20 protein-coding genes are annotated in these 23,253 nt (G+C 69.5%); 17 read left to right on the top strand and 3 right to left on the bottom strand.

The window, feature by feature from the left end; all coding sequences use genetic code 11:
* Positions 1 to 127 precede the first annotated feature (127 nt).
* The 9 genes from A5673_RS09595 (at position 128) to A5673_RS09635 (ending at position 12,147) form a co-directional block, all read left to right on the top strand.
* Positions 128 to 760, top strand: coding sequence for a dTMP kinase (locus A5673_RS09595; protein ID WP_068230471.1), 633 nt, complete (start codon positions 128 to 130; stop codon positions 758 to 760).
* 80 nt (positions 761 to 840) lie between these two features.
* A complete protein-coding gene (gene mtrA, locus A5673_RS09600; RefSeq protein ID WP_068230475.1) occupies positions 841 to 1,527 on the top strand; it encodes a two-component system response regulator MtrA in 687 nt (228 codons plus the stop codon).
* The gene (gene mtrB, locus A5673_RS09605) at positions 1,524 to 3,197 is read left to right on the top strand and encodes an MtrAB system histidine kinase MtrB (protein WP_082958645.1); all 1,674 of its coding nucleotides are present in this window, start codon (positions 1,524 to 1,526) and stop codon (positions 3,195 to 3,197) included. Before mtrA ends, mtrB begins: the two co-directional genes overlap by 4 nt.
* Positions 3,197 to 4,963, top strand: a complete 1,767-nt coding sequence (gene lpqB / locus A5673_RS09610) for an MtrAB system accessory lipoprotein LpqB (protein ID WP_068230481.1) — start codon at positions 3,197 to 3,199, stop codon at positions 4,961 to 4,963. Before mtrB ends, lpqB begins: the two co-directional genes overlap by 1 nt.
* Positions 4,964 to 4,994: 31 nt before the next feature.
* Positions 4,995 to 5,627 carry a ComF family protein gene (locus tag A5673_RS09615; protein ID WP_068230539.1) on the top strand — a complete coding sequence of 211 codons (633 nt, stop codon included), beginning with the start codon at positions 4,995 to 4,997 and terminating at the stop codon, positions 5,625 to 5,627.
* A gap of 313 nt (positions 5,628 to 5,940) precedes the next feature.
* On the top strand, positions 5,941 to 6,633 hold the full coding sequence (hpf, locus tag A5673_RS09620; protein WP_068230484.1) for a ribosome hibernation-promoting factor, HPF/YfiA family: 693 nt from the start codon (positions 5,941 to 5,943) through the stop codon (positions 6,631 to 6,633).
* Between the two features lie 100 nt (positions 6,634 to 6,733).
* A complete protein-coding gene (gene secA / locus A5673_RS09625; RefSeq protein ID WP_068230487.1) occupies positions 6,734 to 9,574 on the top strand; it encodes a preprotein translocase subunit SecA in 2,841 nt (946 codons plus the stop codon).
* Between the two features lie 171 nt (positions 9,575 to 9,745).
* The gene (locus tag A5673_RS09630) at positions 9,746 to 11,302 is read left to right on the top strand and encodes an HD domain-containing phosphohydrolase (RefSeq protein WP_068230489.1); all 1,557 of its coding nucleotides are present in this window, start codon (positions 9,746 to 9,748) and stop codon (positions 11,300 to 11,302) included.
* 68 nt (positions 11,303 to 11,370) lie between these two features.
* Positions 11,371 to 12,147, top strand: a complete 777-nt coding sequence (locus A5673_RS09635; RefSeq protein ID WP_068230491.1) for an adenylate/guanylate cyclase domain-containing protein — start codon at positions 11,371 to 11,373, stop codon at positions 12,145 to 12,147.
* Positions 12,148 to 12,209: 62 nt separating this feature from the next.
* Here A5673_RS09635 and A5673_RS09640 read toward each other — a convergent pair whose 3' ends face one another.
* Entirely contained in the window at positions 12,210 to 13,928 is a 1,719-nt protein-coding gene (locus A5673_RS09640) for an ATP-binding cassette domain-containing protein (RefSeq protein WP_082958646.1), read from the bottom strand.
* Between the two features lie 198 nt (positions 13,929 to 14,126).
* Here A5673_RS09640 and mddA point away from each other — a divergent pair, with 198 nt between their 5' ends.
* Positions 14,127 to 14,891, top strand: coding sequence for a methanethiol S-methyltransferase (gene mddA / locus A5673_RS09645; RefSeq protein ID WP_068230492.1), 765 nt, complete (start codon positions 14,127 to 14,129; stop codon positions 14,889 to 14,891).
* Here the strand turns inward: mddA and A5673_RS09650 are convergent.
* The gene (locus tag A5673_RS09650) at positions 14,888 to 15,205 is read right to left on the bottom strand and encodes an SRPBCC family protein (RefSeq protein ID WP_231970980.1); all 318 of its coding nucleotides are present in this window, start codon (positions 15,203 to 15,205) and stop codon (positions 14,888 to 14,890) included. The genes mddA and A5673_RS09650 overlap by 4 nt on opposite strands.
* Before the next feature lie 187 nt (positions 15,206 to 15,392).
* On the opposite strand from A5673_RS09650, the gene A5673_RS09655 reads away from it, so the two are divergent.
* Positions 15,393 to 15,875 (top strand): cation:proton antiporter regulatory subunit, encoded by a 483-nt coding sequence (locus A5673_RS09655; RefSeq protein ID WP_068230496.1) that lies wholly within the window; start codon positions 15,393 to 15,395, stop codon positions 15,873 to 15,875.
* Positions 15,876 to 15,879: 4 nt separating this feature from the next.
* The gene (locus A5673_RS09660) at positions 15,880 to 17,019 is read left to right on the top strand and encodes a cation:proton antiporter (RefSeq protein ID WP_068230499.1); all 1,140 of its coding nucleotides are present in this window, start codon (positions 15,880 to 15,882) and stop codon (positions 17,017 to 17,019) included.
* On the opposite strand, the gene A5673_RS09665 is transcribed toward A5673_RS09660, so the two are convergent.
* Positions 17,016 to 17,489: an Rv3235 family protein gene (locus tag A5673_RS09665; protein ID WP_231970982.1), complete on the bottom strand. Its 474-nt coding sequence runs from the start codon at positions 17,487 to 17,489 to the stop codon at positions 17,016 to 17,018. The two genes, A5673_RS09660 and A5673_RS09665, sit on opposite strands and share 4 nt — an antisense overlap.
* 231 nt (positions 17,490 to 17,720) lie before the next feature.
* Between A5673_RS09665 and A5673_RS09670 the strand changes: the two genes are divergently transcribed.
* The 5 genes from A5673_RS09670 to A5673_RS09690 all read left to right on the top strand — a co-directional run bounded on the left by A5673_RS09670 (position 17,721) and on the right by A5673_RS09690 (position 23,190).
* A complete protein-coding gene (locus A5673_RS09670; protein WP_068230506.1) occupies positions 17,721 to 19,139 on the top strand; it encodes a wax ester/triacylglycerol synthase family O-acyltransferase in 1,419 nt (472 codons plus the stop codon).
* 44 nt (positions 19,140 to 19,183) lie between these two features.
* On the top strand, positions 19,184 to 20,050 hold the full coding sequence (gene ppk2 / locus A5673_RS09675) for a polyphosphate kinase 2 (RefSeq protein WP_068230509.1): 867 nt from the start codon (positions 19,184 to 19,186) through the stop codon (positions 20,048 to 20,050).
* Complete coding sequence (locus A5673_RS09680) at positions 20,050 to 20,568, top strand: hypothetical protein (RefSeq protein WP_068230512.1); 519 nt, start codon at positions 20,050 to 20,052, stop codon at positions 20,566 to 20,568. Before ppk2 ends, A5673_RS09680 begins: the two co-directional genes overlap by 1 nt.
* 101 nt (positions 20,569 to 20,669) lie before the next feature.
* Positions 20,670 to 21,815: a ferredoxin reductase gene (locus tag A5673_RS09685; protein WP_068230515.1), complete on the top strand. Its 1,146-nt coding sequence runs from the start codon at positions 20,670 to 20,672 to the stop codon at positions 21,813 to 21,815.
* An 85-nt stretch (positions 21,816 to 21,900) separates the two neighbouring features.
* On the top strand, positions 21,901 to 23,190 hold the full coding sequence (locus tag A5673_RS09690; RefSeq protein ID WP_068230518.1) for a fatty acid desaturase: 1,290 nt from the start codon (positions 21,901 to 21,903) through the stop codon (positions 23,188 to 23,190).
* Positions 23,191 to 23,253: the final 63 nt, after the last annotated feature.

Genomic DNA, 23,253 nt, shown 5'->3' on the forward strand with positions numbered 1-23,253 from the left:
GACGGCCCCTACAAAGCCGACCACTACCGCTACTGAGCCCTCGCTCGCCGAGCGTGAAGCTGTTGCGAGATTTTGGCGAAAAATCCGCAACAGTTTCACGCTCGACGGGGGGCGATAGGCTCGCGCCGTGCTGATCGCGATCGAGGGCGTCGACGGCGCGGGCAAGCGGACGCTGTCGGCGGGATTGCAGAAGGCTTTCGAGTCCGCCGGCATGTCGGTGGCCACGCTGGCCTTCCCGCGCTACGGGCGATCGGTGACGGCCGACGTCGCGGCCGAGGCGCTGCACGGCGAGCACGGCGACCTCGCGTCGTCGGTGTACGCGATGGCGATGCTCTTCGCGCTCGACCGCGCCGGCGCGATCGGCGAGATCGAGGGCCTGAACCGCGATTACGACGTGGTGATCATGGATCGCTACGTGGCCTCCAACGCGGCCTATAGCGCGGCGCGGCTGCGCGAGGGCGCTGCGGGGGAGGCGGTGGCCTGGGTCCACCGGCTCGAATACCGGCGGCTGGCGCTGCCCGCGCCCGACTGGCAGGTGCTGCTGGCGGTTCCCGCCGAGCTCGCCGGGCAGCGGGCACGGCACCGCGCCGAGCACGAGCCGGGCCGGCCGCGCGACAGCTATGAACGCGACGACGAACTGCAGCGGCGGACCGGCGCCGTCTATGCCGAGCTGGCCGCCGCGGGCTGGGGCGGGCGGTGGCACGTCGTCGACGCCGACGTCGATCCGGGCGCGCTGGCGGCGACTTTGACGGCCGAGTAGCACAGAATTGTCACGATTTGGCGGTATCGGGCACGAAACGCCCGTGTGGTGCGCCGAATTTGTCCCGATCTGGTGACACCATGGAGTCCATGAGGCAAAGGATTCTCGTCGTCGACGACGACGCTTCGCTGGCCGAGATGCTCACCATCGTGCTGCGCGGGGAGGGTTTCGACACCGCGGTCATCGGCGACGGCACTCAGGCCCTGACGGCGGTGCGCGAGCTGCGCCCCGACCTGGTGCTGCTGGACCTGATGCTGCCGGGCATGAACGGCATCGACGTGTGCCGGGTGCTGCGCGCCGACTCCGGCGTTCCCATCGTGATGCTCACGGCCAAGACCGACACCGTCGACGTGGTGCTCGGCCTGGAGTCGGGCGCCGACGACTACATCATGAAGCCGTTCAAGCCCAAGGAGCTGGTCGCCCGGGTGCGCGCGCGGCTGCGGCGCAACGACGACGAGCCCGCCGAGATGCTTTCCATCGCCGACGTCGACATCGACGTCCCGGCGCACAAGGTCACCCGCAACGGCGAGCAGATCTCCCTCACACCACTGGAGTTCGACCTGTTGGTCGCGCTGGCACGCAAACCGCGCCAGGTGTTTACTCGTGATGTGCTGCTCGAACAGGTGTGGGGCTATCGGCACCCGGCGGACACCCGCCTGGTGAACGTGCACGTCCAGCGTCTGCGGGCCAAGGTCGAAAAAGACCCTGAGAACCCGACCGTGGTGTTGACCGTTCGAGGAGTGGGATACAAGGCCGGACCTCCGTGATCTGGCGCTCGCCGCGACGCACGAGAAGCCGTTGGGGGCGCTCTGGCCCCATGACCCGCGGCATGGGTGCGTTGAGTCGAGCCGTGGGGGTTGCCTGGCGCCGATCGCTGCAGCTGCGGGTGGTGGCGCTGACGCTTGGGCTGTCACTCGCGGTGATCCTCGCTCTCGGCTTCGTGCTGACCAGCCAGGTCACCAACCGGGTGCTGGACGTCAAGGTCAGGGCCGCCATCGAGCAGATCGAGCGGGCGCGCACCACCGTCGGCGGGATCGTCAACGGCGAGGAGACCCGCTCGCTGGACAGCAGCCTGCAGCTGGCCCGCAACACGTTGACCTCGAAGACCGACACCGCCTCGGGCGCCGGGCTCGCCGGGGCCTTCGACGCGGTGCTGATGGTGCCGGGCGACGGCCCCCGCGCCGCCAGCACGGCAGGGCCCGTCGACCAGGTGCCCGCTTCGCTGCGCGGCTTCATCAAGGCCGGGCAGGCGGCCTACCAGTACGCCACCGTGCACACCGACGGCTTCTCCGGGCCGGCGCTGATCGTCGGGACCCCGGCGTCCTCGCAGGTGGCCAACGTTGAGCTGTACCTGATCTTCCCGCTGAAGAACGAGCAGGCCACGATCCAGCTGGTGCGCGGCACGATGATCACCGGCGGCGCGGTGCTGCTGGTGCTGCTGGCCGGGATCGCCCTGCTGGTCTCGCGCCAGGTGGTGGTGCCGGTCCGCTCGGCGTCGCGGATCGCCGAGCGGTTCGCCGAGGGGCACCTGTCCGAGCGGATGCCGGTACGCGGCGAGGACGACATGGCCCGGCTGGCGGTGTCGTTCAACGACATGGCCGAGAGCCTGTCCCGGCAGATCACCCAGCTGGAGGAGTTCGGCAACCTGCAGCGCCGGTTCACCTCCGACGTCAGCCACGAGCTGCGCACCCCGCTGACCACCGTGCGGATGGCCGCCGACCTGATCTACGACCACAGCGCCGACCTCGACCCGACGCTGGCCCGGTCCACCGAGCTGATGGTCAACGAGCTGGACCGGTTCGAGACGCTGCTCAACGACCTGCTGGAGATCTCGCGGCATGACGCCGGTGTGGCCGAGCTGTCCGTCGAGGCGGTGGACCTGCGCACCACCGTGCGAAGCGCGCTCGGCAACGTGGGCCACCTGGCCGAGGAGGCCGGCATCGAGCTGCGGGTGGACATGCCGTCCGAAGACGTGATCGCCGAGGTCGATCCGCGCCGGGTGGAGCGCATCCTGCGCAACCTGATCGCCAACGCCATCGACCACGCCGAGCACAAGCCGGTGGACATCCGGATGGGCGTCGACGAGGACACCGTCGCCGTGACCGTCCGCGACTACGGCGTCGGGCTGCGGCCGGGCGAGGAGAAGCTGGTGTTCAGCCGGTTCTGGCGCTCGGACCCGTCGCGGGTGCGCCGATCCGGCGGAACCGGGCTGGGCCTGGCGATCAGCGTCGAGGACGCGCGCCTGCACCAGGGCCGGCTGGAGGCGTGGGGCGAGCCCGGCCAGGGCGCCTGCTTCCGGCTGACCCTGCCCCTGGTGCGCGGCCACAAGGTCACCACCAGCCCGCTGCCGCTCAAGCCCATGCCGCAGGCCGTCGCGGAGCCGAATGCCCCCGAACGCAAAGCGGCCCAACGCGAACCCGCCGAGAGGGGCGTCTGATGCGGGGTGCGCGGAATCTCGGCGCGCTGGTGTTCCTCGCGGTGCTGCTCGGCGGCTGCGCGGGGGTGCCCAGCTCGTCGGCCCCGCAGGCCATCGGCACCGTCGAACGGCCGGCCCCGTCGAACCTGCCCAAGCCCACCCCGGGCATGGATCCCGACGTGTTGCTGCGCGAATTCCTCAAGGCCACAGCGGATCCGGCGAACCGGCACCTGGCGGCGCGCCAGTTCCTCACCCAGTCGGCGTCCAACTCGTGGGACGACGCCGGCAGTGCCCTGCTGATCGACCACGTGGTGTTCGTGGAAACCCGTGGCGCCGAAAGGGTTTCGGCCACCATGCGCGCGGACATCCTTGGCTCGCTGTCCGATGTGGGCGTGTTCGAAACCGCCGAGGGCGTGCTGCCGGACCCGGGTCCGATCGAGTTGGTCAAGACGTCCGGCGGCTGGCGGATCGACCGCCTGCCCAACGGGGTGTTTTTGGACTGGCAGCAGTTCCAGGAGACCTACAAACGCAACACCCTGTACTTCGCCGACCCGACCGGCAAGACCGTGGTCCCCGATCCGCGCTACGTCGCGGTGGCCGACCATGACCAGCTGGCCACCGAGCTGGTGTCCAAGATGCTGGCCGGCCCGCGGCCGGAGATGGCCCACACGGTGCGCAACCTGCTCGCCCCGCCGCTGCGGTTGCGCGGGCCGGTGACCCGCGCCGACGGCGGCAAGAACGGCATCGGGCTCGGTTACGGCGGCGCCCGCATCGATCTGGAGAAGCTGTCCACCACCGATCCGCACAGCAGGGCATTGCTTGCCGCGCAGATCATCTGGACGCTGGCCCGGGCGGACATCCGGGGCCCGTACGTGATCAACGCCGACGGCGCGCCGCTGGACGACCGGTTCGCCGAGGGGTGGACCACCTCCGACGTCGCGGCCACCGACCCGGGGGTGGCCGACGGCGCGGGGGCGGGTCTGCACGCCCTCGTCAACGGGTCGCTGGTCGGGCTGGACGGCCAGCACATGAACACCGTGGCGGGGGCCTTCGGGCGGATGGGCGATCAGACCGGCGCCGCGCTGTCCCGCAGCGGGCGGCAGGTGGCGTCGGTGGTGACGCTGCGCCGCGGCGCCCCGGACCAGGCGGCGTCGCTGTGGATCGGGGACCTGGGCGGCGAGGCGGTCCAGTCCGCCGACGGGCACAGCCTGACCCGGCCCAGCTGGTCGCTCGACGACGCCGTGTGGGTGGTGGTGGACAACAACAACGTGCTGCGCGCGATCCAGGAACCGGCGTCCGGCCAGCCCGCGCGGATTCCGGTGGATTCCGCGCTGGTGGCCGCCAGCTTCCCCGGCCCGATCACCGACCTGCAGCTGTCCCGCGACTCGACGCGGGCCGCGATGGTGATCAACGGCCAGGTGATCCTCGCCGGCGTGGAGCAGACGCAGGCGGGCCAGTACGCGCTGACGTACCCCCGCCGGCTGGGTTTCGGGCTGGGCAACTCGGTGGTCTCCCTGTCGTGGCGCACCGGCGACGACATCGTGGTGACCCGCACCGACGCCAGCCATCCGGTGTCCTACGTCAACCTCGACGGCGTGAACTCTGACGCGCCGACCCGCGGCCTGCAGGTCCCGGTGACGACGGTCGCGGCCAACCCGTCGGCGGTGTACGTCGCCGCCCCGCAGGGGGTGCTGCAGTATTCGGCGTCGGCGCCCGAAAGCCAGCAGAGCTGGTCGGAGGTGTCCGGGTTGAGCATGCCCGGTGCGGCGCCCGTGTTGCCGGGCTGAGTTGTCACCGGTGCCCGTCACACTGGCGGGCGTGCTCGACCTCATCCTGCCGCTGGAATGCGGCGGCTGCGGGGCGCCGTCCGCCCGCTGGTGCGACGCCTGCGCGGCCGAGCTCGCCGTCCGGCCCGACGAGCCGCACGTCGTCAGCCCGCGGATCGACCCGCTGGCGCCGGTGTTCGCGCTGGGCCGCTACGCCGGGGCGAGGCGGCGGGCGATCCTCGCGTGCAAGGAGCGCGGGCGCGCCGACCTGATCCCGCCCCTGGCCCGGGCGCTGGCCCTCGGGGTGCATCGGCTGCTGGCGTGGGGGATGGTCGAGACGCCGCTGACCCTGGTGCCCGCGCCGACGCGGCGCACCGCGGCGCGCCGGCGCGGCGGCGACCCCGTCGCCCGGCTGGCCCGGGCCGCCGTGGCCGGCCACCCGGACGTCGCCGTCGCGCAGGCGCTGCGGATGAAGGCGCTGGTCCGCGACTCGGTGGGACTGTCCACGTCGGCCCGCGAGCGCAACGTCGCGGGCCGGGTGGTGTTGCGCGGTCGGCCGCCCGGGACGGAGGTCGTCGTCGTCGACGACATCATCACCACGGGCGCGACGGCGCGCGAGTCGGTGCGGACCCTGCGGGAGGCGGGGGTGCGGGTGGCGGGGGTGCTGGCGCTCGCGGCGGCGTGAGGCTGTGCGGCCGCCAAGAGTATGTGAAGAACTCGCAACAGCTGCGCGAAAGCAGTGGCATCCCAAGGCGAACACGAGCTAACGTCGAGAACAACCTTCAGGAACACCTGGGCTTCCTGGTTATGACCCACTCGTCGCGATTTCCCAGGTTGAAACGCCATACGTGGAGGGGGTGAGCATTCGACACCTTGCACCGGCGGGCAGCCTGCGGCCAAAACCGCTCCCACCCCGTCGGCGCTTTTCGTAGCAAGCCGGCACGCCCCGCGTGCGACGTGGAAAAGGAAACGAGTTGACACGTATGTCAAGGCTTACCGTGGATTCCGGTCAAATTCTCGACCAACCGACGGCAGACGCCACCGGACCGGCCGAACCGACACTTAACGCCGAAGTCGTGTTCAAGGGCCGCAACGTCGAAATCCCCGATCATTACCGCATTTACGTCTCACAAAAACTCGCCCGCCTCGAACGATTCGATCGCTCCATCTACCTTTTCGACGTCGAGCTCAAGCACGCACCCAACCGCCGCCAGCGCAAGTCCTGTCAGCGCGTGGAGATCACCGCCCGCGGCCGCGGGCCGGTCAGCCGCGCGGAGGCCTGCGCCGACAGCTTCTACGCCGCCTTCGAGTCGGCGGTGGACAAGCTGGAGAACCGGCTGCGCCGCGTCAAGGACCGCCGCAAGGTCCACTACGGCGACAAGACGCCGGTGTCGTTGGCCGCGGCCACCGCGGTCGCCCCGATACCGGCGAAGGCGTTCAACAACGAGCCGGTCCAGCCGCACGAGCACGACGGCGTCGGCGCCGATGGGCATGACGGCGCCGAGCGGGAGCCCGGTCGGGTGGTGCGCACCAAGGAGCACGAGGCCAAGCCGATGACGGTCGACGACGCGCTTTACGAGATGGAACGCGTCGGGCACGACTTCTTCTTGTTCTTCGACAAGCAGACCGAGCGGCCGTCCGTCGTCTACCGTCGCCACGCCTACGATTACGGGCTGATCAGCCTGTCCTGAGGAGCGACGGCCATCTCCGGCGCGTCACCTACGATGGGGGTCGGTTTATCGAAGAAGAAGACTCCTGTCGACAGGGAAATATCCCAAAGGGGACAACACCGTGCTGGATAAGTTGCTGCGCCTCGGTGAAGGTCGCATGGTCAAGCGCCTCAAGCGGGTGGCCGACTATGTCAACACGTTGTCCGACGACGTCGAGAAGCTCACCGACGCGGAGCTGAGGGCCAAGACCGACGAGTTCCGCAAGCGCCTCGAAGAGGGGGAGACCCTCGACGACCTGCTGCCCGAGGCGTTCGCCGTGGCCCGTGAGGCCGCGTGGCGGGTGCTGGACCAGCGCCCGTTCGACGTGCAGGTGATGGGCGCGGCCGCGCTGCACCTGGGCAACGTCGCCGAGATGAAGACCGGTGAGGGCAAGACCCTGACCTGTGTGCTGCCGGCCTACCTCAACGCGCTGGCCGGCGAGGGCGTCCACATCGTCACCGTCAACGACTACCTGGCCAAGCGCGACAGCGAGTGGATGGGCCGGGTGCACCGCTTCCTGGGCCTGCAGGTCGGCGTCATCCTGGCGCAGATGACTCCCGACGAGCGGCGCGTCGCCTACCACGCCGACATCACCTATGGGACCAACAACGAGTTCGGCTTCGACTACCTGCGCGACAACATGGCGCACTCGCTCGACGACCTGGTGCAGCGCGGGCATTCCTACGCCATCGTCGACGAGGTCGACTCGATCCTGATCGACGAGGCCCGCACCCCGCTGATCATCTCCGGCCCCGCCGACGGCGCGTCGAACTGGTACCTGGAGTTCGCCCGGCTGGCGCCGCTGATGCAGAAGGACACCCACTACGAGGTCGACCTGCGCAAGCGCACAGTCGGCGTGCACGAGAAGGGCGTGGAGTTCGTCGAGGACCAGCTCGGCATCGACAACCTCTACGAGGCCGCCAACTCGCCGCTGGTCAGCTACCTCAACAACGCACTGAAGGCCAAGGAGCTGTTCACCCGCGACAAGGATTACATCGTCCGCGACGGCGAGGTGCTCATCGTCGACGAGTTCACCGGCCGCGTGCTGATCGGCCGCCGCTACAACGAGGGCATGCACCAGGCCATCGAGGCCAAGGAGCACGTCGAGATCAAGGCCGAGAACCAGACGCTGGCTACCATCACGCTGCAGAACTACTTCCGGCTCTACGACAAGCTCGCCGGCATGACCGGCACCGCCCAGACGGAGGCGGCCGAGCTGCACGAGATCTACAAGCTCGGGGTGGTGTCCATCCCGACCAACAAGCCGATGATCCGCACCGACTGCTCCGACCTCATCTACAAGACCGAGGAAGCCAAGTACATCGCGGTGGTCGACGACGTCTCCGAGCGCTACGAGCAGGGCCAGCCCGTCCTGATCGGCACCACCAGCGTCGAGCGCTCGGAGTACCTGTCGCGGCAGTTCACCAAGCGCCGCATCCCGCACAACGTGCTCAACGCGAAGTACCACGAGCAGGAGGCGGGCATCATCGCGGTGGCGGGCCGCCGCGGCGGCATCACGGTCGCCACCAACATGGCCGGCCGCGGCACCGACATCGTGCTGGGCGGCAACGTCGACTTCCTCACCGACCAGCGGCTGCGCGAACGCGGCCTGGACCCGGTGGAAACGCCCGACGAGTACGAGACGGCCTGGCACGAGGAGCTGGCCCTGGTCAAGGAGGAGGCCGGCAAGGAGGCCGCCGAGGTGATCGAGGCCGGCGGCCTGTACGTGCTGGGCACCGAACGCCACGAGTCGCGGCGCATCGACAACCAGCTGCGCGGCCGCTCCGGCCGGCAGGGCGACCCGGGTGAGTCGCGCTTCTATCTGTCGCTGAGCGACGAGCTGATGCGCCGGTTCAACGGCGCAGCGCTGGAGGCGATGCTCAACCGGCTGAACCTGCCCGACGACGTGCCGATCGAGAACAAGATGGTGACCCGCGCCATCAAGAGCGCCCAGACCCAGGTCGAGCAGCAGAACTTCGAGGTCAGAAAGAACGTCCTCAAGTACGACGAGGTGATGAACCAGCAGCGCAAGGTGATCTACGCCGAGCGCCGCCGCATCCTCGAGGGCGAGAACCTCAAGGAGCAGGCGCTGGACATGGTCCGCGACGTCGTCACCGCCTACGTCAACGGCGCGACGGCCGAGGGCTACGCCGAGGACTGGGACCTAGAGGCGCTGTGGTCGGCGCTGGGGACGCTGTACCCGGTGGGGATCGACCACCAAAGCCTGACCCACCGGGACGCGGACTCCGACCGTGACGACCTCACCCGCGAAGAGCTGCTCGGCGCGTTGATCGAGGACGCCGAACGCGCTTATGGCGTCAGGGAAGCCGAGCTCGAGGGGATCGCGGGCGAGGGCGCGATGCGTCAACTGGAGCGCAACGTGCTGCTCAACGTCATCGACCGCAAGTGGCGCGAGCACCTCTACGAGATGGACTACCTCAAGGAGGGCATCGGGCTGCGGGCGATGGCGCAGCGCGACCCGTTGGTCGAGTACCAGCGCGAGGGCTACGACATGTTCATGGCCATGCTCGACGGCATGAAGGAGGAGTCCGTCGGCTTCTTGTTCAACGTCACGGTCGAGGCGGTGCCGACCCCGCAGGTCGCGCCGCAGGCGACGCCGGAGGGGCTCGCGGAGCTGGGGACCGCCGCTGGCGGGCAGCCGGACGGGGAAGCCGAAGCGCCCGCCGCGCCGCGCGAGGAGGCGCCAAGCACGTTGCGCGCCAAGGGCATCGACAACGACGCGCCGGCGCTCACCTATTCGGGCCCGGCCGAGGACGGCTCGGCGCAGGTGCAACGCAACGGCGGCGGCGCGCAGAAGACGCCGGCCGGTGTGCCCGCGGGCGCCAGCCGCCGCGAGCGGCGCGAGGCCGCGCGGCGGCAAGGTCGCGGCGCCAAGCCGCCAAAATCGGTGAAGCGGCGCTAACCGGTCCCATCGTCGGTCGAGTGCGCGGCGGGCCGCACACTCGGCGCCCAATGCGCGCCCTGCCGCACATTCGCGACCCGGCAACGCCCATGCCATAGGCTTATCAGGCGTCGGCTTCCGCGTGGCTACACCGACGCCGCCACCGTGACGGGCCGGAAAGGGGCAAGGCTCGTGCCCTTCGACGGAGCGGTGTCGCGGACCGAGGTGCTGGCGGCGCTGTCGTTGGCGATTGACCTCGGGCTCGGGCAACCGATGGACCACATGCTGCGCTCGGCGGCGCTGGGCACCCGGCTCGGCGAGCGGCTCGGGCTCAGCGAGCGCGAGCGCGCGACCGTCTTCTACACGGGTCTGGTCATGTGGATCGGGTGCCATGCCGACTCGCATGAGTACGCGCGGTGGTTCGGCGACGACATCGCGATGCGCCACGACAGCCACTTCATCGACTGGTCCGGCGCACCGTACCGGCGATTTCTGATCAGCAACCTGGGCCGCGGTTCCACGCTGCCCAAACGGGCCCAATTGGCGGCCAAACTCTTCGTCGACGCGCGCGGCAATCTCGGTGCGTTGGTGCAATCCCATTGCCTGTCGGCCGCATTGCTCGCCGAGGAGATCGGGCTGGGCGCCGACGTCTGCGAAGCCCTGCCCTATGCGTACGAACGGTGGGACGGCAGCGGTCTTCCCGCCAGGGCAGGCGGAGACCGGATACCCGTGGCGATGCGGGTGGCCCAGGTTGCCGACATCGCCGAAGTGCACCATCGCGCCCACGGCGCGGCGGCCGCGACGGCGGAGGTCTGCCGCCGCAGCGGCAGGCAGTTCGACCCCGAGGTCGTCGAGGTGTTCACCGCGGCCGCCGACGACCTGCTGCGGGAGGACGAAGACGCGTGGTCCGCCGCCGCCGAACTGGCCCCGGAGCCCGGGGAGGCGCTGAGCGGTCCCGCGCTGGACCGGCTCCTGCGCGCCATGGGCGACTTCGTGGATCTGAAATGCCCTTTCACGCTTGGCCATTCGCGTGCCGTGGCCGAGCTGGCGGAGAGCGCCGGGAAATGCGCCGGGCTGGCGCAGGACGACCTCGACATCTTGCGGCGCGCCGGCTACGTGCACGACCTCGGCCGCATCGGCGTGTCCAACCGGGTGTGGGAAAAACCCGGTGAACTCACCCACGCCGAACGCGAGCGGGTGCATCTGCATCCCTATCTGACCGGCAGGATCCTGGCCCGGGTGGGCGGGCTGAAGGCCGTCCGGGAGGTCGCGGTGAATCATCACGAACGACTGGACGGGTCGGGATACCCCAACGGCCTGCGCGGCGATGACCTGTCCGTCCGCGACCGTATCCTTGCAGCAGCCGAAAGCTATTGCGCCGCAATGGAACCCCGGCCGCATCGGGACGCGCTCGGCGAGGCCGCCGCGGCCGAGCGACTGCGGGGTGAAGCGGCGCGCGGGCGCCTCGACGGCGACGCCGTCGAGGCCGTGCTCGAAGCCGCGGGCCACCGGCCGTCGCGCAGACCGGCCAGGCCGGCGGGCTTGACCCGGCGCGAGGCCGAGGTGCTGCTCCACGTCGCCCAGGGCCTCTCCAACCGCGAGATCGCCTCGACCCTGTGGATTTCCGAGAAGACGGTCCGCAACCACGTTGAGCACATCTACGCCAAGATCGGGGTGAGCAACCGGATCGGGGCCAGCCTGTACGCCACCCGGCACGGCCTGACCGGCAGCTCGGCCGCCGGGCCCTGATATTTGGGGCCTGATTTTTAGGGCTGATGCCCCATGCCCTGACGGTAACCGGCGGCGATCATTTTGGCATGACCAGCATCGCGCTCCCGGATGCGGTGGCGCCGGGGCTATGGGAGAAGGTGCTCACCGACGGGCACGCGTCCCTGGTCAGGGCCAGGCACGCGTTCCGCTACCTGCCGTCCGCGCCGCGCTGCAAGCTGTGCAACAACCCCTTCGGCGGCCCCGTCGGCCGGGTGTTCGCCGCCGCCGGATTCCGCCGCTCGCGCAAGAATCCCAACCTCTGCGCGCGATGCTGCGACGCGCTGCCGCGCGGCGGGGCGGAGGTCGACATCGCGGTGCTGTTCGCCGACGTTCGCGGCTCCACGGCGCTCGGCCACCGTCAACCGGCGGCGGACTTCGCCGCCCTGCTCAACCGGTTCTACGCCGCGGCGACGCGGACGCTGCTGCGCCATGACGCGGTGATCGACAAGCTCATCGGCGACGAGGTGATGGCGTTCTTTGTTCGGGGCATCAGCGGCCCCGGATACCGCCAACGCGCCGTCGAGGCGGGAGCGGACCTGCTCAAGGCGGTGGGGTACGGCACGCCGGGCGGCCCCTGGCTGGACGTCGGCGTCGCGGTGAACGCGGGCGTCGCCTACGTCGGCAACGTCGGCGACGCCGTGGTCGACTTCACCGCGTTGGGTCGCCCCGTCAACGCCGCCGCCCGCATGCAACAACGCGCCGCCGGCGGTGAGTTGCTGGTCGCCGGCGGCGTCGCCGACGAGCTCATGGCCGACGCGCAGCGGCGCACGCTGATCCTGCGGGGCCAGACCGCGCCGATCGACGTCTTCGTGGCTTCGGCGTAACGCCAAGCGCCGCAATGGCTGAACCGGGCCCGCGGGATCGCGGGCCCGGTTCGGCGAGGCCGTCATCGCACGGCGGCGCCGGGACGGGACCGCCGGTCCAGCACCCAGGCGGTGGCCAGCGTGAGCACCACCGCGAAGGAACCGAGCGCGATGAGGCTGGCGGCGGTGCCCCCCTGGAAGGTGGCGCGGTAGGCCGACATCGCGGGCAGCGTGGCGGTGTAGCGATCGAGCCCCAGGTCGCGACCCAACGCGTCGAAGGCGTGCCGGTTCGACAGGACCAGGCTCAGCAGGCGTCCCGGCGTGGCCATCTGGTCGACCGGGACGATGGCGCCGCCGAACAGCACCTGCGGGAAGCACAGCATCGGCAGGGCCAGCGCCGCCTGCGCGGCGTTGGACACGGCGGCCGAGGCGAACAGGCCCAGCGCCAGTGCCGAGGTCGCTTCGATCACGATCGTCGCGAACAGCGCGGCGTACACGTCCCACCCGACGGCGGGAAGCCGACCGAGCGCGCGCAGCACCACCAGCAACACCACGCTCACCGCCGCCAGAACCGGAAGCAGCGCCGCCACCTTCGATCCCACGTAGGCGCTCACGCTGAGCCCGGCCAGGCGTTCCCGCCGGAAGACGGCCATCTCGCCGACGATCTGCAGCAGGCCATACGTCAGACCGAAGAAGAAGCCGTCGAAGGCGATCCAGAAAACCATCTGCGCCGGCCCGGCGCCGGCGGCGCGACCCGGATCGAATGCGCCGCGCTTGAACAAGGTCGCCATCATGACCGTCACGAGCACCGGCGAGCCGAGCAGGATCGCCAGGGTCAGCCGGTTGCGGGCGAGCACATCGACATTGCGACGGGTCAGCAGCCACCATTGGCGTGCCATGCCCGGGCGCTTGACGCCGGGGCGGGCGGCCGGGAAGCGGCGCGGGTTTGGCTCGGGCCGGCTGGTCGAGTTCACCCGGCTCGCCGCGAATCGCTTCGCCCAGATCTGCGGACTGTGCTCGCCGGCGAGGCGCTCGTACACCTCGGTGAGGTTCTGCACGCCGAAGTAGCGCCGCGCCGCGACCGGACTGCCGGTGAAGGCCAGGTGGCCGTCGCGGGCCAGGAAGACCACCCGGTCACATCGGTCGATGCCCGCGGGCTCGTGTGTGGTCAAGACGATGGTGATGCCGCGCTGGCTGAGCCTGCGCAGCAACCGCATCACGTCGGCCGCGGTCGAGGGATCGAGCCCGGAGGTGGGCTCGTCCAGGAAGAAAAGGTGCGGCCGGGTGAGTAGCTCCACGGCGATGCTGGCCCGCTTGCGTTGACCGCCGGACAGCGCCCGCACCGGCACGTCGGCCCGATCGGCCAGGTCGAGGTCGCGCAGGGTTTCGTCGACGACCCGTTCCGCCTCCGCCGCGGTGGTGCCGGCGGGAAGCCGGAGCAGCGCCGCATAGCGCAGCGTGCGGCGCAGGGGCATCTCCTGGTGGATGATGTCGTCCTGCGGTACGTAGCCGATCGCGGCGCCGGCGCCGGCGCGGGGAGCGGCGCCGTCGTGCCGGAGCTCTCCCGCCGACGGCGGCTGCAGCCCGGCGAGGATTTCCAGCAATGTGGTCTTGCCCGCCCCGCTGCCGCCGGCGATGGCGACCAACTCGCCGGGCTCCACGGACAGCGACAGTTCCTGGAGAATCTGTCGCCCACCCACGCGCCGGCCGATGTCGATCGCGTCGACGCGAACGCCGCCGGGTGCCGATCGCCCAGCACCGCGGCGTTTGGTAGTCGTTGTGTTGCATGTCGATTCGGTCATGATCCGGTCTCCTTTGCTTCCCGCGAAGTGGCTTCGTCAAGGCCGATCATCGGGCCGCCGCCGCCAAGGCCGCATGGGGCATCTGCCCCATCTGCCCCCGACTCGCGATAACTAGTCAAAATTGACTAGTCGCTCGCCGCGCAAAGTTGAGGCAAATGACCTATATCCGCAAGGACCCGCGCGGCGGACACTTAGCCCATGAAGCGTTATTTGGTCATCGGTTACGGCGGCGCGGCATACCTGCTGTTCCTCGCTGCATTCCTGTATCTGGTTGGGTTCGTGGGCAACTTCGTGGTGCCTCGAACCGTCGATCACGGGTTGCCCGCGCCCATCGGCCAGGCGGTCCTGATCAACGTGTTGCTGGTCGGCGCGTTCGGCGTCCAGCACAGCGTCATGGCGCGGCCGGCGTTCAAGGCGTTGTGGACACGGTTGGTGCCGTCGACAATTGAGCGCAGCACCTACGTCGTGCTGTCCAGCGCCGTGCTGGTGCTGCTGTACTGGCAATGGCGAACGATGCCCGCTCTCATCTGGGATGCACGGCAGACGGCCGGGCGCCTGGTGGTGTGGGCGTTGTTCTGGCTCGGCTGGGCGATCGCGTTGGCCTCGACGTTCATGGTCAGCCACTTCGACCTGTTCGGCCTCCGGCAGGTGTATCTGGCATGGCGCGGAAAGCCGTACACCCACATCGGGTTTCATGCGCGATTCTTCTATCGGCTGGTGCGCCACCCACTGATGCTCGGTTTCCTGATCGCGTTCTGGGCGACGCCCACGATGACGGCAGGGCATCTGCTCTTCTCGATTGCCATGACGGCTTACATTCTGATCGCCGTGCGGATCGAGGAGCGCGACCTCGTCGCGGTATTGGGCGACGAATACCGCGACTACCGCAACGATGTGTCGATGCTGGTGCCTCTAAAGGGCCGGCCGCGCCGGGGTTCGACCGAAGTGGTTGGCCAGCACTAACTCTCGAGGAGGTCGGCGATGCGCGCCAGCGTGGCGCGCATCCCGGCTTCGGTCTGCTTGGGCATCGAACCGCTGGTGATCATCCGCTTCTGCTTGTCCCGTGACACGTCCCAGGTTTCGCGCACCAGGGTGCCGCCCTCGACGGGAAGCAGTTCGTAGCGCCAGATGCGCCCGCCGACCAACCCGCCCAGCCCGAAGGTCTGCCACGCGATGCGGCGGTCGGGTTCGTATTCGATGACGGTGTTGGTGGTGCGGTAGGGGATGAGCAGGGTTTCCTTGCGCCCCTTCATCGACATGCTGAACTTCGAGCCCATCGACAAGGGAACCGACTGCTGCGATGCGTGATTGACCGACTCCGAACCGTCGAAGCCGGCGTGCTTGGCGCGTCGGCCAGCAGTGCGAAGACCTGTTCGGCCGGTGCGTTGATGACCCGCTCGACACTGAGCGTGGTTCCGTCCATGCGATGACACTAGCGCTGCCCGGCTGGTAAGCATGGACGGTATGGATGTCAAGGAGGTGTTGCTGCCGGGTGTCGGTCTCCGCTACGAATTCACCAGTCACAACGGTGAGCGCATCGGGATCGTGGCCCGCCGCGGCGGCGACTTCGACGTCGTCCTCTACGGCCCCGACGATCCCGACCAGGCCCGGCCGGTCTTTCACCTGACCGACGACGAGGCCGAGGCCATGGCCCAGATCCTGGGCGCCCCGCGCATCGCCGAGCGGTTCACCGAGCTTTCCCGGGAGGTGCCCGGGCTGGAGACGGGGCAGGTCCACATCGTGGCGGGCAGCCCCTTCGTGGATCACCCGCTCGGCGACACCCGCGCCCGCACCCGCACCGGCGCGTCGATCGTCGCGATCGTGCGCAACGAGGAAGTGCTCGCGTCTCCGGGTCCGGCCGAAATGCTCCACGCGCGAGACGTTCTGATCGTGATCGGCACCGAAGACGGCATCGCCGGTGTCGAGCAGATCATCGATAAGGGCTGAGCCGATGCAGGTTTCGGGGGCGCTGCTGTTCGAACTCGGCGCCCTCCTGGCCACGCTGGCCGTATTAGGCGCCGCCGCAAGGCGTTTCGCGCTGTCGCCGATACCGGTGTACCTGCTGGCGGGCCTGTCGCTGGGCAAGGGTGGACTGCTGCCGGTCGCCGCGGCGGGCGAGTTCATCCAGACGGCGGCGCCCATCGGCATCGTGTTGTTGCTGCTGACCCTGGGGCTGGAATTCTCGGCGACCGAATTCGCCGCCAGCCTGCGGCACCACCTGCCGTCGGCCGGCGTCGACCTGATCCTCAACGCCACCCCCGGCGCGGTGGCCGGCTGGCTGCTGGGGCTGGACGGCGTGGCCATCCTGGCCCTGGCCGGGGTCACCTACATCTCCTCGTCGGGCGTCATCGCTCGCCTGGTGGGTGACCTGGGCCGGCTGGGCAACCGGGAAACGCCGTCGGTCCTGTCGGTGCTGGTGCTCGAGGACTTCGCGATGGCGGCCTACCTGCCGCTGTTCGCCGTCCTGGCGTCGGGCGGCGGATGGGTGCACGCCGTCGCCGGCATGGCGGCCGCCGTCGGCGCGCTGCTGGTGGCGTTCGCCGCGTCCTACCGCTGGGGCCACCACTTCGGCCGGCTGGTCGAACACCCCGATTCCGAGCAACTGCTGCTGCGGGTGCTGGGGATCACCTTGATGGTGGCGGCGGTGGCGGAGGTCCTGCACGCCTCGGCCGCCGTCGGCGCGTTCCTGGTGGGCCTCACCCTGACCGGCGCGACCGCGGACCGGGCGCGCCAGGTGCTGGGCCCCCTGCGCGACCTGTTCGCCGCCATCTTCTTCCTGGCGATCGGCCTGTCGGTGGACCCGCACGAGCTGCTGCCGATGCTGCCGGTGGCGCTGGTCCTGGCCGTCGTCACCGCCGCGACCAAGGTCGCCACCGGGGCGGTGGCCGCCCGGCGCGACGGCGTGGCGCGGCGCGGGCAGCTGCGCGCGGGCGCCGCGCTCATCGCCAGGGGCGAGTTTTCGTTGATCATCATCGGATTGGTCGGCACCTCGATCCCCGGCGTCGCGGCGCTGGCGACGTCGTACGTGTTCGTCATGGCGATCGCCGGCCCGGTGCTGGCCCGGTATGCGGGAGGCTCGCGCCCGGCCTAACCGATGTGCAGCGCCACCACCAGCCACCGGGCGCCGCCGGTGCCGGTGGGCACCTGCTCCACCCGGCAGGCGATGGCATGGATGCGGTCGCCGCGGCTGTAGGTCCCGAAAACCTCCCCCGCGGCCTCAGGGCGGCGGCGCCCGGAGGGCTGCAGCCGCGTCCGGCGCAGCACCGCGGCGCCCCCGCGCCCGCGGCCGATCGAGAGCACGGAGTCCACCAGGCCGGGCGCCAGCATTCCTCGCAGCTGCGCGGCGGGACGGCGGCGATCGATGACTTCGAGCACCCGGCGCAGGGCGGCGTCGGCGAAGGCGGCCGCCTGGCGCATCGGCGCGGACGCGGCGGGGGCGACCCCCGCCGTCGGTGCGGTGCACGCCCGGCGGGGCGCGCGGCGGCGCGGCGGTGCGTGGGAGGACGGCCGGCACTGGGGCACGTCGCGCCTGGGCGGCTCGTAGTCGACGACGGGGGTCACGGCGAAAACGGTCAACGCGCACTCTCCAAGTCGAACGGTCGCCTGCTGGAGAGTGGCAGACAGCGGTCGGTCAGGGGCCATCATGGCACAGGCCGCGCCGGCGCGTTTCCGCGCCGATCGGGCCGGCGCTCACCCGCGCCGAGCCCTGGCCCGTTTGGGCGATTACGGTGGGCGGGTACATCAGTCCACTTAACGAACCGAGGATGAATTGACCAGGAGGGCAGCGCCGTAATGGTGGCTCGGCTATCCCCGGCGGACGCCTCTTTCTATCGCCTGGAGAACTCGGCCACCCCGATGTACGTGGGATCGCTGTCCATCTTGGCGCGCCCGCGGGCCGGGTTGAGTTACGAGACGCTGTTGGCGACCGTGGAAAAGCGGCTGCCCCAGATCCCGCGCTACCGGCAGAAGGTCCGGGAGGTGCGCGTCGCGGGGGCCCGCCCGGTGTGGCTCGACGACAGCGACTTCGACATCACCTACCACGTGCGGCGGTCGGCGCTGCCGTCGCCGGGCAGCGACGAGCAGCTGCACGAGCTCGTCGCGCGGCTGGCCGCCCGGCCGCTGGACAAGTCGCGGCCGTTGTGGGAGATGTACCTGGTCGAGGGGCTGGCGAAGAACCGGATCGCGCTGTACACCAAGTCCCACCAGGCCCTGATCAACGGCATGAGCGCGCTGGAGATCGGCCACGTCATCGCGGACCGGACGCGGCGCCCCCCGCCGTTTCCCGAGGACATCTGGATACCGGAACGCGACCCCGGCAACACGCGGTTGGTCCTGGGCGCCATCGGTGACTGGCTCGCGGGGCCGGGCACGCAGCTGCAGGCCGTCGGGTCCGCGGTGGCCGGCCTGGCGACGAACTATGGCGAGCTGCTCGATGCCGGCCGCCGCGTCGTCGACATCGCCCGCGCGGTGGCGCGGGGCAACCCACCCAGCAGCCCGCTCAACGCCACCGTTTCGCGGAATCGGCGGTTCACGGTCGCCCGGGGCAGTCTCGAGGACTACCGTGCCGTCCGCGCCCGCTACGACTGCGACATCAACGACGTGGTGCTCGCCGTCATAGCCGGCGCGCTGGGCAACTGGATGCTGTCGAGGGGCATGGCGGTGTCGCCCACCGCGACGATCCGCGCGATGGCACCGCTGTCCGTTTACGCCGACGACCACCTCGACTCGACCGGGCCCGGCCAAACGATCAGCCAGGTCACGCCTTTCCTCGTCGATCTGCCGGTGGGAGAGGCGAATCCGGTGGTGCGGCTGTCCCAGATCGCCCACGCCACCGAATCGAACGCGTCCTCCGCCAGCCTGGTCGACGCGCGCACCATCGTCACCCTCTCGGGTTTCGCGCCGCCCACCCTGCACGCCATGGGGATCCGGGTCGCCACCAACTTCCCGAGCTTTTCCAAGCTCACGTTCAATCTGTTGATCACCAATGCGCCGGGTGCCCAGTCGCAGATGTACATCGCCGGCACCAAACTGCTGGAGACCTACGCGGTGCCACCGCTGCTGCACCATCAGGCGTTGGCCATCAGTGTGACGTCCTATAACGGCATGCTCCATTTCGGAATCAATGCCGACCGCGATGCGATGAGCGATGTCGACCTGCTGCCGGGGCTGTTGAAACAATCCCTCGACGAACTCCTGGAAGCTTCCCGCTAGTTACCCGGGGTGAAAATCGCTGCCCCGATCTATGATTCGTTATTGTGAGCACCGCGACAAATCATGGCGCGTCGGCGAAGGCGAGCGAAAACAAGTCGCCCGCGCCGCCCGCGCATAAAGTCTCCAACGCCGTCTACCAAGCCGAATTGTTCAGGCTGCAAACGGAATTCGTGAAGCTGCAAGAATGGCTGCGGCATACCGGCGGGCGTCTGGTGGTCATCTTCGAAGGCCGCGACGGGGCGGGCAAGGGCGGAACGATCAAACGGATCACCGAGTACCTCAACCCGCGGGTCGCCCGCATCACGGCGCTGCCGGCGCCGAGCGATCGCGAACGCGGCCAGTGGTACTACCAGCGCTACATCGCCCACCTTCCCGCCAAAGGGGAGATCGTGCTCTTCGACCGGTCGTGGTACAACCGCGCCGGCGTGGAACGGGTGATGGGCTTCTGCACGGCGCAGGAGTACGTGCTGTTTTTGCGGCAGACGCCGATCTTCGAGCAGATGCTGATCGACGACGGGATCCTGTTGCGCAAGTATTGGTTCTCCGTGTCGGAGGCCGAGCAGCTGCGCCGGTTCAGGGCGCGGCTCAACGACCCTGTCCGGCAATGGAAACTCAGCCCGATGGACATGGAATCGCTGTATCGGCGGGAGGACTATTCGCGCGCCAAGGACGAGATGATGGTGCACACCGATACCCCGGTAAGCCCTTGGTACGTCGTGGAATCCGACATCAAGAAGCACGCGCGGCTGAACATGATGGCCCACCTGCTGTCCACGATCGAGTATCACGACGTGGAGCGGCCCAGGGTGAAACTGCCCAAACATCCGGTGGTGAGCGGGACCTACCAGCGCCCGCCGCGCGAGCTGTCGAAGTACGTCGACGACTACGCGGCCACCCTGATCGGGACGTGATGACCCAGGTCTACATCCCGGCCACACTCGCGATGTTGCAGCAGCTCGTCACCGACGGCTCCCTGTGGCCCGTCAACGGCACCGCGTTCGCGGTCACGCCGACGTTGCGCGAGGCCTACGCGGAGGGCGACGACGACGAGCTCGCCGACGTGGCGCTGCGCGAGGCGGCGCTGGCGTCGCTGCGGCTGCTGGCCTCCCACGAGGACGAAGGGTCCGGCCTGCCGCCGCGGCGCGCGGTGCTGGCCGCCGAGGTCGACGTGGGGGAATCCGGGGCCAAGTACCGCCCCGACCTCGACGACGCCGTCGTCCGGCTGGGCGCGCCCGTGACGATCGACCAGGTGGTGGCGGCGTACGTCGACAACGCCGCCGCGGAACCGGACGTCACCAGGGCGATCGAGGCGATCGACGCGGCCGACCTGGGCGACGAGGACGCCGAACTGGTCGTCGGCGACGCCCAGGACCACGATCTGGCCTGGTACGCGAACCAGGAGCTGCCGTTCCTGCTCGAGCTGCTCTGACGAGCCGAATGTGACGCATTCGCCGTCCGCGGCCCTCGATACGCCACCGTAAGTTACGGTACCGTAGGGTTTGTCAGGGGCGTCGTGAGCAGGAGTTTTGGATGAGCAAGCGGTACGCACCGATCAGCGCCAATGTCGTCGACACGAAGCGCCCGGTCGTGGCCGGCGCCGACCGGCATCCGGGCTGGCACGCGCTGCGCAAATTGGCCGCGCGCATCACCACGCCGCTGCTGCCCGACGACTACCTGCACCTGGCCAACCCGCTGTGGTCCGCGCGCGAACTGCGGGGCCGCATCCTCGAGGTGCGCCGCGAGACCGAAGATTCGGCGACCCTGGTGATCAAACCGGGCTGGGGCTTCAGCTTCGATTACCAGCCGGGCCAGTACATCGGGATCGGACTGCTGGTGGACGGGCGCTGGCGCTGGCGGTCTTACTCGCTGACGTCGAGCCCGGCAGAGACCTTCGGCGCGCCGCGCACCGTGACGATCACGGTCAAGGCGATGCCCGAGGGGTTCCTGTCCAGCCACCTGGTGGCCGGCGTCGAGCCGGGGACCATCGTGCGGCTGGCCGCCCCGCAGGGCAACTTCGTCCTGCCCGATCCGGCGCCGCCGTCGATCCTGTTTCTGACCGCGGGCTCGGGCATCACCCCGGTGATGTCCATGCTGCGAACGCTGGTGCGGCGCAATCAGATTGGCGACATCGCGCACCTGCATTCCGCGCCCACCGAAGCTGACGTGATGTTCCGTGCCGAGCTGGCCGAGCTGGCCGCCAACCAGCCGGGCTATCGCCTCGCTGTGCGCGAGACCCGCACGCAGGGTCGGCTCGATCTCGCTACCCTGGACCACGAGGTCCCGGACTGGCGCGAACGTCAGACCTGGGCGTGCGGGCCGGAGGGCATGCTCGCCCAGGCCCAGAAGGTGTGGTCGGCGGCGGGCGTCGGCGACCGGCTGCACCTGGAGCGGTTCGTGGTGTCCAAGGCCGCACCCGCCGGGGCCGGCGGGACGGTCACGTTCGCCCGCAGCGGGCGAGCGGTGGCGGCGGACGCGGCGACCTCGTTGATGGACGCCGGGGAGGGCGTTGGTGTGCAGATGCCTTTCGGCTGCCGGATGGGCATCTGCCAGTCCTGCGTCGTCAGCCTCGTGGACGGCCACGTGCGCGACCTCAGAACCGGCGCCGAGCACGATCCCGGAACGCGGATCCAGACCTGTGTGTCCGCCGCCTCGGGCGACTGTACGCTCGACATCTAAAGGCTACTCACAGGTAACCTACGCATTCGTAGGTTACGATAACGTAGGTAAGTAACCGGACAACGACAGCAGGGAGAAGAAGACGATGGCGATCACCGACGTCGACGTATTCGCCCATCTGACGGACGCCGACATCGAAAGCCTGGCCGTTGAGCTCGACGCCATCCGCCAGGACATTGAGGACTCCCGCGGGGCGAAAGACGCCCGCTACATCCGCCGCACCATCGCCGCACAGCGCGCGCTCGAGGTGGCCGGCCGGCTGCTGCTGACCGCCAGCTCGCGCCGTTCGGCCTGGTGGGCGGGGACCGTCACGTTGGGCGTGGCCAAGATCATCGAGAACATGGAGATCGGCCACAACGTCATGCACGGCCAGTGGGACTGGATGAACGACCCCGAGATCCACTCCTCGACGTGGGAGTGGGACATGAGCGGGTCGTCCAAGCACTGGCGCTACACCCACAACTTCGTGCACCACAAGTACACGAACATCCTCGGGATGGACGACGACGTCGGGTACGGCCTGCTGCGCGTCACCCGCGATCAGCGCTGGAAGCGCTTCAACATCCTCAACCTGTTCTACAACACCATGCTCGCGCTGCTCTTCGAGTGGGGCGTGGGGCTGCAGCACGTGGAACTCGGCAAGATCGCCAAGAAGCGGATGGACAACGAGGACGCCCGGCAACGCATCGACGAGTTCCTGGCTAAGGCGGGCCGCCAGGTGGTCAAGGACTACGTCGCCTTCCCGGCGCTGACGGCCCTGTCGCCCGGCGCAAGCTACCGCTCCACGCTGACGGCGAACGCGACCGCCAACGTGATCCGCAACGTGTGGGCCAACGCCGTCATCTTCTGCGGCCATTTCCCCGATGGCGCAGAGAAATTCACCAAGACCGACATGATCGGCGAGACCAAGGGCCAGTGGTACCTGCGCCAGATGCTGGGCAGCGCCAACTTCGAGGCCGGCCCGGCGCTGCGGTTCATGAGCGGCAACCTGTGCCACCAGATCGAGCACCACCTCTATCCCGATCTGCCGAGCAACCGGCTGCACGAGATCTCGGTGCGGGTGCGCGCGCTCTGCGACAAGTATGACCTGCCCTACACCACCGGGTCTTTCCTGCTGCAGTACGGCAAGACGTGGCGCACGCTGGCCAAGCTGTCGCTGCCGAACTCCTACCTGCGCGACGATGCCGACAACGCGCCGGAGACCCGCAGCGAGCGGATGTTCGCCGAGCTGGAGCCCGGTTTCGCGGGCACCGACCCCGCGACGGGGCGCCGGCGCGGCCTCAAGACCGCCATCGCGACCGTGCGGGTCTGGCGGCGCGCCCGGCGCGCGAAAAAGCAAGGGGGACAGGGGCGCTCCGGCGACCTGGCCGCCTAGACGTTCTGCACCCGGCGCGCACTCACCGCAAGGCTTTCGCGGTGGGTGCGCGTTCGGCGTGTA

The sequence above is a fragment of the Mycobacterium sp. E3198 genome (genome assembly GCF_001667015.1).
Lineage (GTDB): Bacteria > Actinomycetota > Actinomycetes > Mycobacteriales > Mycobacteriaceae > Mycobacterium.

Bases quoted from the DNA above. Each gene is read 5' to 3' on its own strand.
- A5673_RS09690 (WP_068230518.1), top strand. From the start codon at position 21,901: ATGGCGATCACCGACGTCGACGTATTCGCCCATCTGACGGACGCCGAC.
- mddA (WP_068230492.1), top strand. From the start codon at position 14,127: ATGAAGCGTTATTTGGTCATCGGTTACGGCGGCGCGGCATACCTGCTG.
- A5673_RS09680 (WP_068230512.1), top strand. From the start codon at position 20,050: ATGACCCAGGTCTACATCCCGGCCACACTCGCGATGTTGCAGCAGCTC.
- A5673_RS09635 (WP_068230491.1), top strand. From the start codon at position 11,371: ATGACCAGCATCGCGCTCCCGGATGCGGTGGCGCCGGGGCTATGGGAG.
- A5673_RS09685 (WP_068230515.1), top strand. From the start codon at position 20,670: ATGAGCAAGCGGTACGCACCGATCAGCGCCAATGTCGTCGACACGAAG.
- A5673_RS09655 (WP_068230496.1), top strand. From the start codon at position 15,393: ATGGATGTCAAGGAGGTGTTGCTGCCGGGTGTCGGTCTCCGCTACGAA.
- mtrA (WP_068230475.1), top strand. From the start codon at position 841: ATGGAGTCCATGAGGCAAAGGATTCTCGTCGTCGACGACGACGCTTCG.
- lpqB (WP_068230481.1), top strand. From the start codon at position 3,197: ATGCGGGGTGCGCGGAATCTCGGCGCGCTGGTGTTCCTCGCGGTGCTG.
- A5673_RS09640 (WP_082958646.1), bottom strand. From the start codon at position 13,928: ATGACCGAATCGACATGCAACACAACGACTACCAAACGCCGCGGTGCT.
- A5673_RS09660 (WP_068230499.1), top strand. From the start codon at position 15,880: ATGCAGGTTTCGGGGGCGCTGCTGTTCGAACTCGGCGCCCTCCTGGCC.
- A5673_RS09670 (WP_068230506.1), top strand. From the start codon at position 17,721: ATGGTGGCTCGGCTATCCCCGGCGGACGCCTCTTTCTATCGCCTGGAG.
- A5673_RS09650 (WP_231970980.1), bottom strand. From the start codon at position 15,205: ATGGGCTCGAAGTTCAGCATGTCGATGAAGGGGCGCAAGGAAACCCTG.